Here is a 12,888-nt window from a genome sequence, read left to right as displayed (position 1 = left end):
ATGACATGATTTCTTCATTAGAAAATATAGGGAAAAAATTCTTCGGGTAATGTCTCTAATGCGCACCAACTTGTCGTTAGGATATTTTTGAAATATTGAATTTATAAAGTAAAACTTAAAGTGTATGTACCGGACTTCTCAAAGGGCAGTAGCTACCACAAAGCCGACCTAATTTAGGCTCGTATTTATCACAGTAAATAGTCCGCACTGCCACAAAATCGGTCACTAGCCATATTATCAAATTTAACTGTTATATTTAATTCTATTAATTGCTTTTTCTTCTAACTGTTTTAATAATTCTTTAGTGGGTTTTTCGTTGTGAAATGTTAGCACTTCTAACACCTCAGCTTGATAAGCTTGATATTCATTATCACCTATTTTTTCCCCATGTAATAATGCTACTACTCCAATAGATATTGATCCTATTGAAACGCCCATAGATAGTGGGATTTTGACTTTTTGTTGATTTGAATGCTCGCTGCCTTGAGATAATCTAAATATGAAATCACCAACTTTGTTTTGAATCACGTTCGCCAAATTAATAAGCTTGTCTTTATCTTTGTAAAGTTTATCCAAGGTCGTTATGGTATTACTATCAATTTCATAGCTTCCTATTAAAACGTCAATTGATTCTACAAGTAAAGCAACGTCAGGAAAATCATGTTTTATTTGACCCGTGAATGTTAAATTTCTTTCATGTTCAAGAAATTCAAGCTCAAAGATAAATTTTTTAACTAAATTATCAGGTGTAAATACCTTGAAGAATTTAATTGCCTCTCCCAATTCAACATTATTTTCAAGCGTATAATGTAACCTAGCATTATGAATGGACTCATTAAATTCATACATTTCGTAACTAAAGAGTTTTGTTTTTATATAAAGTGAGTTATTCCCCGTTTTAATATTTGGCATTGTTATAAAATTCGCATTAAACGTAACCGCAGGAGAATACTCACTTGTTTTAATACGAAACTTACATTTATCGACAGAACTAGGCATCAAGCTAATTTTTGCTTCATCCATTCGTTTTATTTCTACTTTCCCATTTTTTAAGTTAAAACGATTGTCATTGAGAACTGTGTTATTAATATTAAATGAATCTGTAATACCGAGAGCACTTTCAGTAAGGAATTGATCAAAATCTTGTAGTGATGCCTCGAATTTAAATTCGAGGCCATCTTTTTCGTACCCTACACTTTCTGTCAACTCATGCTTTTGTTTTTGGTATTCAGCAATACCTTTAGGTACAAAGCTAGTAATAACATCTCTTAAAGTAAGACCTGAATTAGCATTTAGTTTATGCTTGCCGCTATATGTAACTTTAATTTTAACTTCGTTTAATTTCTTTTTTTTAGTTGAAGTATCATTTTGACGAATTTTTTTTAAAACTCGTGTAATTAGTTGCTTATCAACATGGACCAAATAAGAGTTGTCTAAAATAGGTTCTTTTTTGTTTGAGAATTCATAAAACAAAATAAATGCAGGAGAGGTATAGTCAACGAGTCGCTTTAGCGCAGATAATTTAATATTTACGCCCTTGTCTCTTCGCAATGTTGATTTAACCTGAATCTTACATTCAATTGGTTTTACCTGCATATCCCTTGGAAGATTTGTTTTTTCATACGGGAATTCAATTAAATGATCCCATCCCATTTTATCTTCTTCTAAAGATTGATTAGATGTTAAACTGGCAGCGGTGCACCATTCTGTTAGCTTTGATTCTCCAAGTTTACCTAAATTCAAATCATCTTCATATTCAACCATTTCTTAACACCTTAAGATACTTAGTTAATTAATAACATTTTGATTGTACTTGTTATTAGCCAGCCTTAATAGACATAGCTAAACATGACGAAAAATGCTGATGATAATTATAAGAGGACGTTCAATATATAAAAATCAACGATAGCTATAAGCCTGAAGCGGACGTTAGCTATGACTACCTGCTAATGTCTGCGCACTAAGAAGTCATTTGAAGTAGCCTATTTTTCATTGCTCATTGGTTACGAACTAAGGCTCACTCATACCACAAGAGTGCCATTAGAGAAACAAGCGCTAACGGCCGAAATGCGAACAAGCTCGCCTTTACGACAATCACAAACTAGTGAGAAAGAGCCTTATAAACGGTTGTCCGAGAACAATTGAGCTGTTTACCTATTTGAGATTTATTAGTGCCTACTTTTGTAAGTGCGCGGTTATTTTCATTTAATTAAATGTTGACTGATTTCCCTTTCAACTTTGCTATCGCTATACCTTCACGTTGATGTTGACGTTGACGTTGACGTTCCAGCATCATAGAACGCTCAAACTGATAGATACCACCCAACATTGTTAGCATCAGTTGCTGCATTGGGTTATTTTCGCAAGTGAATGTTAAGGGTTCCTTGTGGAATATAAACTTAACGCCTTAATCGGTTAACGCTTTAACAAGTGTGAGAGGTTTTCGGTATTGCGAGCCACTAGGCTAGGCTGTAGCGTATTAATTTTAATCCTTATAGGTATTCACGCATTAATTAAAAGTGCGAAAAACAGTAAATTCGCACTTTTTGAAACTGCGAAAAATGATAATTCGCAGTAAAGATTCGCACTTTGTTTTAGGCTGGTGCCGAACTAGTTAGAAAGAGCCTTGTAAACTGTTGTTCGAGAACAATTGAGTTGTTTAGCTATTTGAGATTTATTAGTGCCTAATTTTGCAAGTGCGCAGATGTTTTCATTTAATTCAATGTTGACGGGTTTACCTTTATATTTCCCTTTTAGCTTGGCTATCGCTATACCTTCACGTTGACGCTCAAGCATCATAGAACGCTCAAACTGATAGATACCACCTAGCATTGTCAGCATTAGTTGCTGCATTGGGTTATCTTCGCCAGTGAACGTTAGAGATTCTTTGTGAAATATAAGCTTTACGCCTTTATCAGTTAACTCTTTAACAAGTGTAAGAAGATTTTCGGTATTACGAGCCATTCGGCTGATATCATGGACATGAACTGTATCGTCTTTTCTTACAAACTTTATAAGCTCCTTCAGAGCAGGTCGGTTTGTATCTTTACCACTACATTTATCAGTGAATGTTTCATCTAGTGGGATTTTATTTAATTGTCGTTCCGTGTTTTGTTCAATTGTCGAAACACGAATATACCCGATTTGTTTACCACTCATATTTATCCCTTGAAAGTGTTCACTTTAAGTCTTAGATGTCATAAGAATATACGTACACTTAATCAAAATCAACTTAAAATGAACACAATAGCAATTAATTATGAACGTACACTTTGACTATGCCTAAAATGTACATCATTTATATCTTCAATCTGCTATTTTTCCCCCATCATTTCCTGAAACTTCATAAATTGCTTAAATTTATCTTCCATATCTGAAGAAGTACTTTCAGCTGGTTTGGATAACTTACGCAACAATTCCGCTTGTTTGTAATCTGGCACGTCACCATAACTATAAAAGCTGGTCAACACGCTTTCATGCCCTAGGTTTTGGCTCCACGCTTTGAATTCTTCAGGTGTTCGGCAAAGATTCTCACCTAGCCTTACCAAAGTATTACGAAAACTATGTGGATTAAAATAAGGAAAACCAGCAGCTTCAAAAGCTTGTTTAAATCCTTTTCGGATTGGGTTTGCATTACTCCAATGCTCTTTAAGTAAACCAACAGCTTCAAACTGCTGATTTTTGTTGTGTGCCAACTTAGTTTTTGGAAACAGCGGATCACTTTGCTTAAAGCCAAGCTCTTTAATCAAATACTCAATCCATTCAGTCACAATCGTTGATGGCAATTCATCCACAGGAAAAAAGTAAGTGCTGAAGGTTTTACTAAACTTGGTATTTACTTCCCTTGCATCCTGATAAAAGCATTGTTCGGCAATATCAATGTGTTTAATCTTAGCTGATGCAACAGCACTGTCTCTTGCGCCTGTTAGGATAATAAAGGCAACTAAAGCTCTATCACGCATTTCAATCGCAGTTGAAAAAGGCATAACTTCCAAGGTTTGCATTATTTGCTCAATTGTCGCCACATTCCTTTTACGCTTGGTATTGCCAATGCGAGTATCTTTTTCAGACAAATTGAAATATTCAATATCGCTATAGTTTATTTTGGCTCGGTAACCTTTTTGTGTGACGAGATACTGGAAGAACGTTTTTAAGTGGCGTGTTGCAGTAAGCACTGTTGCCTTACTTAATTTTTCCCCTGTCACAATTGATTTTTGAGCAAGAAGACGCTTCTTAAATACAATTGCGTGTTTTGCCTTAAACTTATTGAAATCAAGATAGTCCGTATGTTCTTCAAAGCGATTAATTGACTTCATTGCACCATCAATTGTTGAATGATTTTGGCCTTTTGCATCTCTCAAATACTTGATGTACTCATGTATAATTCGAACATTATTTACACTACTTTTTTTCATCATCAAATACCGTATTAAAAGGATAATTTAAGAGAGCTGTACCTCTCAGGTTTAAGTGTTTTTCAGCTATCGGTAATTTCCCTCCGAGTTCAAGCCAAATTTGGTTTACATCACGCCAAGAAACATACTTATTTGTTTTACATCCACACTCTTCACAACGCCCTGTCATTTGCGCCATGCCTGCAGGCTTTGCTATAAACTGTAGTGATTCGATGCTTGGGTTTTTAGGATGTTTACATTTGAAACAATACATTTCATGTACTTCACATTGATGCATGTAAGTTTTGCGCTTTTGTTTTAAGTAAATCTTTAAATCAACACCACAAATTAAGAGTGGGCGTTTTTCATTTACAACTGGTAATCCCGCACGAATCCAATTGCGGACTGTTTTGGGGTGATATCCTAACGCTTCACTAACCTCAATAACGGTATAGCTGCGATGTATTTTGCACTTGTTAGGGTTATGTGTTCGTTTCATAGAGCACGACCTTTACTTGCCGTTATTCTATCTTCAAGATACTGCTCTATATCACTTCGAAGCCAGCCGATCGCGCGTGTTCCGAGTGAAATACTCGCAGGGAAGATCCCTTTGCTCATATATAAATATATAGTGCTACGTGACAAGCCAGTTGTGTTTTTTACTTCTGGTAGGCGAATTATTTTCTTGGACATTTTAATACCTCTTACTCGTTAATGGGAACGATTGAGATACTAGATGAGCGATTTGGGCGTTAAAATACCCTAAAATGAAAACGCCCAAAACATAACTTATTGATATTAATAGCCATTAAGTTTCAGAATATGAAGGCGTAAAAAGAAAAATTGATTGAACTTGTTTAAAAACAGTAGGTTGCATCTGGTATATTGGGCGAACAGTTTACGCCCATCTTTCTTTATTATTTATCATTTTTCTGATTCTAGCTGAGCTTCTTCCTTCGGCGATTAGCATTTTGGCTATTTTATCAGCTACCCACGTTTCAGGCTTTGAAGGGTTGTCCTCCTGAATTTTATCGGCTTCATCTTGCCATCTTTGATATCTGGCTTGAGTATTGACTTTACGTTGTTCTAATTTATCAGTATTTTTCTTATAAGCTGTTTGTGCTGGCGGTTTAACTTCCTGCGGTGTGCCTCCTAACCGTTGAATAAACCTTGTTACTTCTTTCGTTTTCACGACCAACACATAATCCAGTTCATCCAACCTACTTGCTGGATAAGCTAGAGCGCAATCAAGTATCTTAGACCTCATTCCATTTACTAGTGGGGTATTGTGCTGTTCTCTATACTGCTCCATAGTTAAAAGTAATTGTAACTCATAGGTTTCCTTAGCTCCTTTAACATAAACACTCATAGCTTCAGGTACTTTAACTTCTATATCTGATGATATTTCTTGCTGATGTAGCTGCTTAATACTAAATTTTTCAGTGCCAATCATCGATAAGTCCCACACTCCAGATAGAGAAACTACCTGAGCTTCTATGCTTTCGACCCAAAGTTCCCTTGATATTGGATGTTGCGCATTAGTTGGAACCTTAAAACCACCTGTTTGAGGGAAGTCTTTTATGCCTTTAGGCACAATTTTTTTATATTTAATATCTTCCTTTTTAATAAGCGTTACTTTTTTTGCTTTTGCAGGGTTAACAAAATTTGCAGAAAGCTTCAAATCCCCACTTAAAGAAAATTGATATAAATGAGCTAGTGTAACAGGCCGCCCAAACTTGATAGAAATGTGATTAGCGGCATCTTCAAGTGTTAGCCACTCTTCAAATTTAAATAGTTGATTCATTATTTTTGCATGCCTTTGTTATTCTTTATTAGATAATTCATCTAGATAGTTTGCCCATTCCTGCATTAACTTTTTCCTTTCTGCCAAATACAGGGAACGGTTATAAGCTCTTGATGTTGCTGTTCCTGTCAAATGAGCAAGTTGTACTTCAATTACTTCAGAGTTCCAGCCCTTTTCATGCAAAATGGTTGATGCTGTACTTCTAAAACCATGAGCTGACATAACATCAGCGGGATAACCTAGATCTCGCAAGCGATTCGTTAATACATTCTTACTCATCGGTTTACTGCTATCTCTTTCATTTGGAAATACAAGCTGAGAATAACCAGTCACCTCTTTAATTTCTTTTAAATGCAGAGCAACTTGCTTTGACATTGGTACTAAATGCTCTCGCTTTTTTTTCATTGTTTCGGCGGGTATTCGAATTAAAAGATCATCAAAATCGATATATTCCCATTTTAAGTTTCTTATTTCGGTAGGTCTTAAAAAGACCCTAGGAATTAATTTAAGTGCCTCAATCGTGCAATAGTTACCTGATTGCGATAAATCTATGTCTTTGATTAATTGAGCAAGCTCATTTGGCTTAACAATTGCGGCTCTATGCTTTACTGGAGGTAAAGGCTTTATTATATCGCCTAGCGGTAATCCTTGAGCGGGATTACTTCGCGTTAACCTATGCGCCAGCGCATAACCAAATACCCTATTTATTACCGCTAATATATTAGGTGCTTTTTTAGGTGTGCCTGCCGCTTCAATAGCTAACATTAATTCAGTAATATGCCCCGCATCAATCTCTTCAATATGAAGATTACATATAGTTTTAGAGTCAATCTGTAACCAACGTTTAACACGTGCTGCATGATCTTCTGACCAAGAGTCTTTTTGTTGTTCCCACCACTTTAAGGCTATTGTTTCAAACAGCTTATCTTTAGACGTTGTTTTAGCGCGTTTTCTCTCTCTTCGCTCATCCATTGGGTTAATACCATTAATTAGAGAGGCTCTTGCTTCCTCTGCCAATTTACGTGCTTCACTTAGGGATATGGAGGGGTACTTTCCTAAAGCCATTTCTTGATACTTGCCAGCATGCCTAAACCTAAGCCGCCAAAGCTTAGCGCCACTACTTTTAACCAGTAAAAACAAGTTATTACCGTCAGAACGTTTGATCTGTGACTTACCATCAGGACAGGATATATTCTTAATTTCTTGTATTGTTAATGACATTAAAATCTCCTAAGAGGGGTACAAAATGAGGGGTACGCATATAAAAACCACCCAGAATAAGGAGTTCAATAGTAGTGATACCCCTCTTCAACCCCTAGTAATTCTAGGAAGCAGTGGGATATTATGAAATTATTTAGGAAGTGAAGTCAACAAAAAAGCCCGTAAACTATAAGCTTACGGGCTTTTTTAGGATTTTCTAGGAAGTGCTAGTATTGGGACAATACGTTTACATCATGCCGCCCATGCCGCCCATACCACCCATGCCGCCCATGTCTGGCATAGCACCGCCAGCATCTTTGGTTGGTGCATCAGTGATCATAGCTTCAGTAGTTAACATTAAGCCTGCAACCGAAGCAGCAAACTGTAAAGCACTACGAGTTACTTTAGTCGGGTCTAAAATACCCATTTCTAACATATCGCCATAAGTACTGTTACCGGCATTGTAACCAAAGTTACCTTTACCATTACGTACTTCATTAAGTACCACTGAAGGTTCATCACCACAGTTAGCAACGATTTGACGAAGAGGAGCTTCCATCGCACGGATAACAACATTAATACCGTGTGTTTGATCTTCGTTAGCGCCTTCTAAATCTTTAATGGCTTGAGCTACACGAACAAAAGCAACACCACCACCAGCAACTACGCCTTCTTCAACGGCAGCACGGGTAGCACTCAAAGCATCTTCTACTCGAGCTTTTTTCTCTTTCATTTCGATTTCAGTCGCTGCGCCAATTTTAATAACCGCAACGCCGCCAGCTAATTTAGCTAAACGCTCTTGTAATTTTTCTTTATCATAGTCTGAAGATGACTCTTCAATTTGACCACGAATTTGATCAACACGTGCTTTAATATCAGCTTGATCACCAATACCATCAATGATGATAGTGGTATCTTTAGTGATAACAACACGTTTAGCTTGACCTAAGTCTTCTAAGGTTGCTTTTTCAAGTTCTAAACCAATTTCTTCAGAAATCACTGTACCGCCAGTTAATGTGGCGACATCTTGTAACATCGACTTACGACGGTCACCAAAACCTGGCGCTTTAACTGCGGCAACTTTAACAATGCCACGCATGTTGTTAACCACTAGAGTTGCTAAGGCTTCGCCTTCAACATCTTCAGCAATAATAAGTAATGGCTTACCTGATTTAGCTACAGCTTCTAACGTCGTTAATAATTCACGGATGTTAGAGATTTTTTTATCAACTAATAAAATGAACGGGTTTTCTAATTCAACACTGCCATTTTCTTGGTTGTTGATGAAATAAGGTGATAAATAACCACGGTCAAATTGCATACCTTCAACAACATCTAGCTCATCAGTTAAGGCTTGGCCTTCTTCAACAGTGATAACGCCTTCAGCACCTACTTTTTCCATAGCGGTAGCAATGATTTTACCAACAGTTTCATCAGAGTTAGCTGAAATTGTACCAACTTGCTCAATGGCTTTATTGTCAGTGCAATCTTGAGATAATTTTTTAAGCTCGGCAACTGCGGCGATAACCGCTTTGTCGATACCACGTTTAAGATCCATTGGGTTCATACCCGCAGCAATAGATTTTAAACCTTCGTTAACAATAGCTTGCGCTAAAACAGTAGCAGTAGTAGTACCGTCACCCGCTTCATCGTTAGCTTTAGACGCAACTTCTTTTAACATTTGCGCGCCCATGTTTTCAAATTTATCTTCTAATTCAATTTCTTTCGCAACAGTTACACCGTCTTTAGTGATCATTGGACCACCAAACGATTTATCTAACACAACATTACGGCCTTTAGGACCTAACGTTACTTTTACCGCGTCAGCTAAAATATTGACACCACGTAACATTTTTGCACGTGCATCATTACCAAATACAATTTCTTTTGCAGCCATTATCTTTTCCTATTAATTTGTTGGGATGGAGCCAAAATTATGCTCAACATCAAGTTAAAAATTAGTGAATTATTCAACAATCGCTAAAATGTCAGATTCATTTAAAATAAGAACTTCTTCACCATCAATTTTTTCAGTTTTAACGCCATAACCTTCACTGAAGATCACGTTATCGCCAACTTTAACGTCTAAAGCACGAACTTCACCGTTATCTAAAATACGACCATTTCCTACGGCAATAACTTCACCACGGGTAGATTTTTCTGCTGCACTACCAGTTAAAACAATACCGCCAGCTGATTTTGATTCTGCATCTTTACGTTTAATAATTACACGATCGTGTAGTGGACGAATAGCCATTTTTTTTCTCCTAAATGATGTCTGTTGTATAAAGTAGTGATTAAATGACTAACAGGCATTTAACACCAATCTTTGTTGCTAATAGTAATGGGGATAAAATAAATCTTCACAAGCCCTAAGAGAAAAAACTTTAGTCTGCTAAATCTATCCAATACCCTTTTCATTGATTAATTTTACCTAATTCACTGCGGGTCATTTATCACCTCAAAGCGCTTGCTTGGGTAATCGCGAACGATTGACAGTGAAAGTACTAATATATTGCTCTTTAGACCCGTGCAAAGTGCTTAGGTAATGGGTTTGCTCTCACTAATCTTTACGCTTGAACTCACCTTCTAAAGTCTCGCCTTGATGATGTGAAAGCGGATCATTGGCTGAAGTTCTAGACGAAGTAAATGGCCCACTGGTATTTTCATGTTGATAGACATTGCCCGATGCGCCGTGATTGAAGGCAGCGCCTGCGCCAAACTGATTAACCTTGATATGCTGTTGTACTTTATTGGCTATAGCGTTACGTACACTAGGTACCAGTAACGATAAGCCGAAAATATCGGTAACAAAGCCAGGTGTTACTAATAAAACACCGGCCACTAATAACATTAAGCCTGTGACTATTTCTTCCGAGGGCATTTCACCTTGTGCCATTTTAGTTTGTACTGACTGTAACGTTACCAAGCCTTGTTGACGGACATATTTAGCCCCTAACCAAGCAGTTAAAATAACAATGGCAATGGTTGGCCAAATGCCAAGTAAGGCACCCACTTGCATAATTACCGCTATTTCGATAACCGGGATAATGATAAACAGCACAAATAATAGTTGAAACATAATAATTCCTTATTTCCTATGAAACTTATATTGGGCTCAACAGGTCTTTTTCAAGGACAGTGAATGAGTATAAATATTAACCCTAAGTTTTCCTTAATACTCAGGGTATACTATCAACAAGATTGCAGAAATTAGGTAACAAAATTGTATCAATTAGTATTAACAACGTGCCCAAATGAAACCGTAGCCAAAAATATTGCTCAGCAATTAGTTACAGAAAAACTTGCTGCCTGCGTTAATATTATCCCTAACATCACCTCAGTATATTATTGGCAAGGCGAATTGCAATGTGATAATGAAGTGCAATTGCTGATAAAAACCGATGAAAACACCTTCGCCGCCTTAAACAAACGAATTAATCAATTACACCCGTATGACGTGGTGGAAGTTATTGCCTTGAATATCCAGCAAGGTGATAAGCATTATTTAAACTGGATCTCCAATTCTTTGAAGTAGACTGAATGAAAAATTTACTTTCCCTATGCTTAATTATATTAACAACCTTTACGATTCTTCCGGCGGTAGCGCAAGAGAAGCAATCAATTTTTGATATATCTAACACTAGCTTGTTTAGTAATGATGATGAATTCTTAAGAGTAGACCAAGCATTCACCTTTAACTTTTATCAAAAAAATAACCAGTTAGAAGTTAGCTTTGATATAGCTCCTGGCTATTACCTTTACCGTCATCAATTTAAGTTTAAGGGTGAAAATATTACCTTTACTCCGGTTGAGTTACCTGAAGGCATAGACCATGAAGATGAATTTTTTGGTATTCAAAAAGTATTTATTGAACACTTAAGCTTCATCATAAATCTTGAACAGGTCTCAAGTAATGGCAGTATCAAAATCACCTATCAAGGTTGTGCGGAAAAAGGCCTATGTTATGCCCCCACCAGTAAGGTAGTAGAATTAAGTAAAATAAGTTCATTTGATAACGCCCCCGTATTTTCATCCTTACTTAGCACAAGTGACAATAGCGCAAATACTAGTACGGTAAATAACAATAATAAGACTCAGCTAAAGCAAGGTGAAGTTCAACAAAGTGAGCAACATCAGCTGGTCGATATGCTCAAGCAAGAAAGTTTGTTGTTAACGCTTATAGCTTTTTTTGTCGGCGGCTTATTGTTGTCATTTACGCCTTGTGTGTTTCCTATGTACCCTATTTTAACAGGGATTATTGTTGGCCAAAGTAAAAAAGGCACCCCCTTAACCACGAAGAAAGCGTTTACCTTATCTTTTGTTTACGTACAAGGTATGGCGGTAACGTATACCTTGCTCGGTATTGTCGTTGCTTTAGCAGGAGCCAAGTTTCAAGCGGTATTTCAACACCCTATCGTACTGATTAGTTTAAGTGTTTTATTTGTTTTCCTAGCCCTCTCTATGTTTGGTCTGTTTAATTTAGCCTTACCTGCTAGTTGGCAAAACAAGCTTAATGCCATGAGTAACCAACAAAAAGGTGGCTCCTATGCCGGTGTGTTAATGATGGGCGTGATCTCAGGACTGGTCGCCTCACCATGTACTACCGCACCTTTAACAGGGGCATTGTTGTATATTTCACAAACAGGTGATGTCGTCCTTGGCGCCTCTGCTTTATATGCGCTGAGTTTGGGCATGGGTCTACCCTTATTAGTACTAGGCAGCTCTGGCGGCAAGTTATTACCAAAAGCGGGAGCCTGGATGAATATCATTAAGAATATCTTCGGCTTACTATTGTTAGCCGTCCCGATATTTTTACTTGAGCGATTTATTCCAGAAGTTGCTAGCCAAGCGCTATGGGCATTATTGCTATTAGTCAGTGCTAGTTATTTCTATGTTGCCAACCAAAATCATGCGGCAACGCAAAAAAACCAGCAAGAAAAAGGTTTCTGGTACGGCTTGCGTTCTTTAGTTATTTTCTTAATGTTGTTTTTTGGCGCTAATATGGCCTACCAACTAGTCTATCCAAACACTAGTACTGTTAGCAATGGTGCTCAGCATGCTAGTTTTAAACAAGTAACGTCTTTGGCGCAACTGCAAAACGAAGTAAAAAATGCTAATCAACAAGGTAAGACTGTGATGGTAGATTTGTACGCGGATTGGTGCATTGCCTGTAAGGAGTTTGAAAAGTATACCTTTACTGATAGCCAGGTCCAACAAGCGCTAAGTAATAGTGTTTGGTTACAGATTGATATGACTGACTTTGATTCTATCAATAATGCCGAGCTTGTTCAGCATTATACTATCCTAGGCTTACCCTCCATTTTGTTTTTTGATTTACAAGGCAAGGAATTAACCAAGCAGCGCACCACCGGCTTTATAAATGCCACTGAGTTTACTGCTCACATTCAAACAATATTTAAATAGTTAAACGGTTGAATAGTCAATTTATCAGTGAAATCTGTTCAGTCTATCTTGCTTAGATTGACT

At 37.2% G+C, this 12,888-nt stretch carries 13 protein-coding genes and 1 pseudogene; 2 read left to right on the top strand and 12 right to left on the bottom strand.

Going from position 1 to position 12,888, the window contains the following annotated elements:
* Positions 1-243 precede the first annotated feature (243 nt).
* From CMT41_RS03565 to CMT41_RS03520, 12 genes and pseudogenes are all read right to left on the bottom strand, one after another.
* Positions 244-1,764, bottom strand: coding sequence for a hypothetical protein (locus CMT41_RS03565; protein ID WP_058026382.1), 1,521 nt, complete (start codon positions 1,762-1,764; stop codon positions 244-246).
* 337 nt (positions 1,765-2,101) lie between these two features.
* Positions 2,102-2,179: pseudogene (locus tag CMT41_RS19875) on the bottom strand (helix-turn-helix domain-containing protein); the annotation flags it as partial.
* Between the two features lie 30 nt (positions 2,180-2,209).
* Complete coding sequence (locus CMT41_RS18975) at positions 2,210-2,395, bottom strand: hypothetical protein (RefSeq protein ID WP_157466266.1); 186 nt, start codon at positions 2,393-2,395, stop codon at positions 2,210-2,212.
* 215 nt (positions 2,396-2,610) lie between these two features.
* The gene (locus tag CMT41_RS03560) at positions 2,611-3,159 is read right to left on the bottom strand and encodes a recombinase family protein (RefSeq protein ID WP_058026381.1); all 549 of its coding nucleotides are present in this window, start codon (positions 3,157-3,159) and stop codon (positions 2,611-2,613) included.
* Between the two features lie 155 nt (positions 3,160-3,314).
* Positions 3,315-4,418 carry a tyrosine-type recombinase/integrase gene (locus tag CMT41_RS03555; protein WP_198149781.1) on the bottom strand — a complete coding sequence of 368 codons (1,104 nt, stop codon included), beginning with the start codon at positions 4,416-4,418 and terminating at the stop codon, positions 3,315-3,317.
* A complete protein-coding gene (locus tag CMT41_RS03550; protein WP_058026379.1) occupies positions 4,402-4,893 on the bottom strand; it encodes a helix-turn-helix domain-containing protein in 492 nt (163 codons plus the stop codon). Before CMT41_RS03550 ends, CMT41_RS03555 begins: the two co-directional genes overlap by 17 nt.
* The gene (locus CMT41_RS03545; protein ID WP_058026378.1) at positions 4,890-5,087 is read right to left on the bottom strand and encodes a helix-turn-helix transcriptional regulator; all 198 of its coding nucleotides are present in this window, start codon (positions 5,085-5,087) and stop codon (positions 4,890-4,892) included. Before CMT41_RS03545 ends, CMT41_RS03550 begins: the two co-directional genes overlap by 4 nt.
* A 205-nt stretch (positions 5,088-5,292) precedes the next feature.
* Complete coding sequence (locus CMT41_RS03540) at positions 5,293-6,198, bottom strand: hypothetical protein (RefSeq protein ID WP_058026377.1); 906 nt, start codon at positions 6,196-6,198, stop codon at positions 5,293-5,295.
* 18 nt (positions 6,199-6,216) lie between these two features.
* The gene (locus CMT41_RS03535) at positions 6,217-7,419 is read right to left on the bottom strand and encodes a tyrosine-type recombinase/integrase (RefSeq protein ID WP_083494204.1); all 1,203 of its coding nucleotides are present in this window, start codon (positions 7,417-7,419) and stop codon (positions 6,217-6,219) included.
* 226 nt (positions 7,420-7,645) lie between these two features.
* Positions 7,646-9,295, bottom strand: coding sequence for a chaperonin GroEL (gene groL, locus CMT41_RS03530; RefSeq protein WP_058026376.1), 1,650 nt, complete (start codon positions 9,293-9,295; stop codon positions 7,646-7,648).
* Between the two features lie 69 nt (positions 9,296-9,364).
* Positions 9,365-9,655, bottom strand: coding sequence for a co-chaperone GroES (locus CMT41_RS03525; RefSeq protein WP_057179817.1), 291 nt, complete (start codon positions 9,653-9,655; stop codon positions 9,365-9,367).
* Between the two features lie 306 nt (positions 9,656-9,961).
* Entirely contained in the window at positions 9,962-10,480 is a 519-nt protein-coding gene (locus tag CMT41_RS03520) for an FxsA family protein (protein ID WP_058026375.1), read from the bottom strand.
* 144 nt (positions 10,481-10,624) lie between these two features.
* Here CMT41_RS03520 and cutA point away from each other — a divergent pair, with 144 nt between their 5' ends.
* Positions 10,625-10,936: a divalent-cation tolerance protein CutA gene (cutA, locus tag CMT41_RS03515; RefSeq protein WP_057179815.1), complete on the top strand. Its 312-nt coding sequence runs from the start codon at positions 10,625-10,627 to the stop codon at positions 10,934-10,936.
* Between the two features lie 5 nt (positions 10,937-10,941).
* Positions 10,942-12,825: a protein-disulfide reductase DsbD gene (locus tag CMT41_RS03510; protein WP_058026374.1), complete on the top strand. Its 1,884-nt coding sequence runs from the start codon at positions 10,942-10,944 to the stop codon at positions 12,823-12,825.
* Positions 12,826-12,888 lie beyond the last annotated feature (63 nt).

Origin of the sequence: Colwellia sp. MT41 (assembly GCF_001444365.1) — a bacterium.
GTDB classification, from domain to species: domain Bacteria; phylum Pseudomonadota; class Gammaproteobacteria; order Enterobacterales; family Alteromonadaceae; genus Colwellia; species Colwellia marinimaniae.
This window is presented reverse-complemented; position numbering and strand designations above follow the sequence as displayed.

Bases quoted from the DNA above. Each gene is read 5' to 3' on its own strand.
- CMT41_RS03565 (WP_058026382.1), bottom strand. From the start codon at position 1,764: ATGGTTGAATATGAAGATGATTTGAATTTAGGTAAACTTGGAGAATCA.
- CMT41_RS03560 (WP_058026381.1), bottom strand. From the start codon at position 3,159: ATGAGTGGTAAACAAATCGGGTATATTCGTGTTTCGACAATTGAACAA.
- CMT41_RS03555 (WP_198149781.1), bottom strand. From the start codon at position 4,418: ATGATGAAAAAAAGTAGTGTAAATAATGTTCGAATTATACATGAGTAC.
- CMT41_RS03550 (WP_058026379.1), bottom strand. From the start codon at position 4,893: ATGAAACGAACACATAACCCTAACAAGTGCAAAATACATCGCAGCTAT.
- CMT41_RS03545 (WP_058026378.1), bottom strand. From the start codon at position 5,087: ATGTCCAAGAAAATAATTCGCCTACCAGAAGTAAAAAACACAACTGGC.
- CMT41_RS03540 (WP_058026377.1), bottom strand. From the start codon at position 6,198: ATGAATCAACTATTTAAATTTGAAGAGTGGCTAACACTTGAAGATGCC.
- CMT41_RS03535 (WP_083494204.1), bottom strand. From the start codon at position 7,419: ATGTCATTAACAATACAAGAAATTAAGAATATATCCTGTCCTGATGGT.
- groL (WP_058026376.1), bottom strand. From the start codon at position 9,295: ATGGCTGCAAAAGAAATTGTATTTGGTAATGATGCACGTGCAAAAATG.
- CMT41_RS03525 (WP_057179817.1), bottom strand. From the start codon at position 9,655: ATGGCTATTCGTCCACTACACGATCGTGTAATTATTAAACGTAAAGAT.
- CMT41_RS03520 (WP_058026375.1), bottom strand. From the start codon at position 10,480: ATGTTTCAACTATTATTTGTGCTGTTTATCATTATCCCGGTTATCGAA.
- CMT41_RS03510 (WP_058026374.1), top strand. From the start codon at position 10,942: ATGAAAAATTTACTTTCCCTATGCTTAATTATATTAACAACCTTTACG.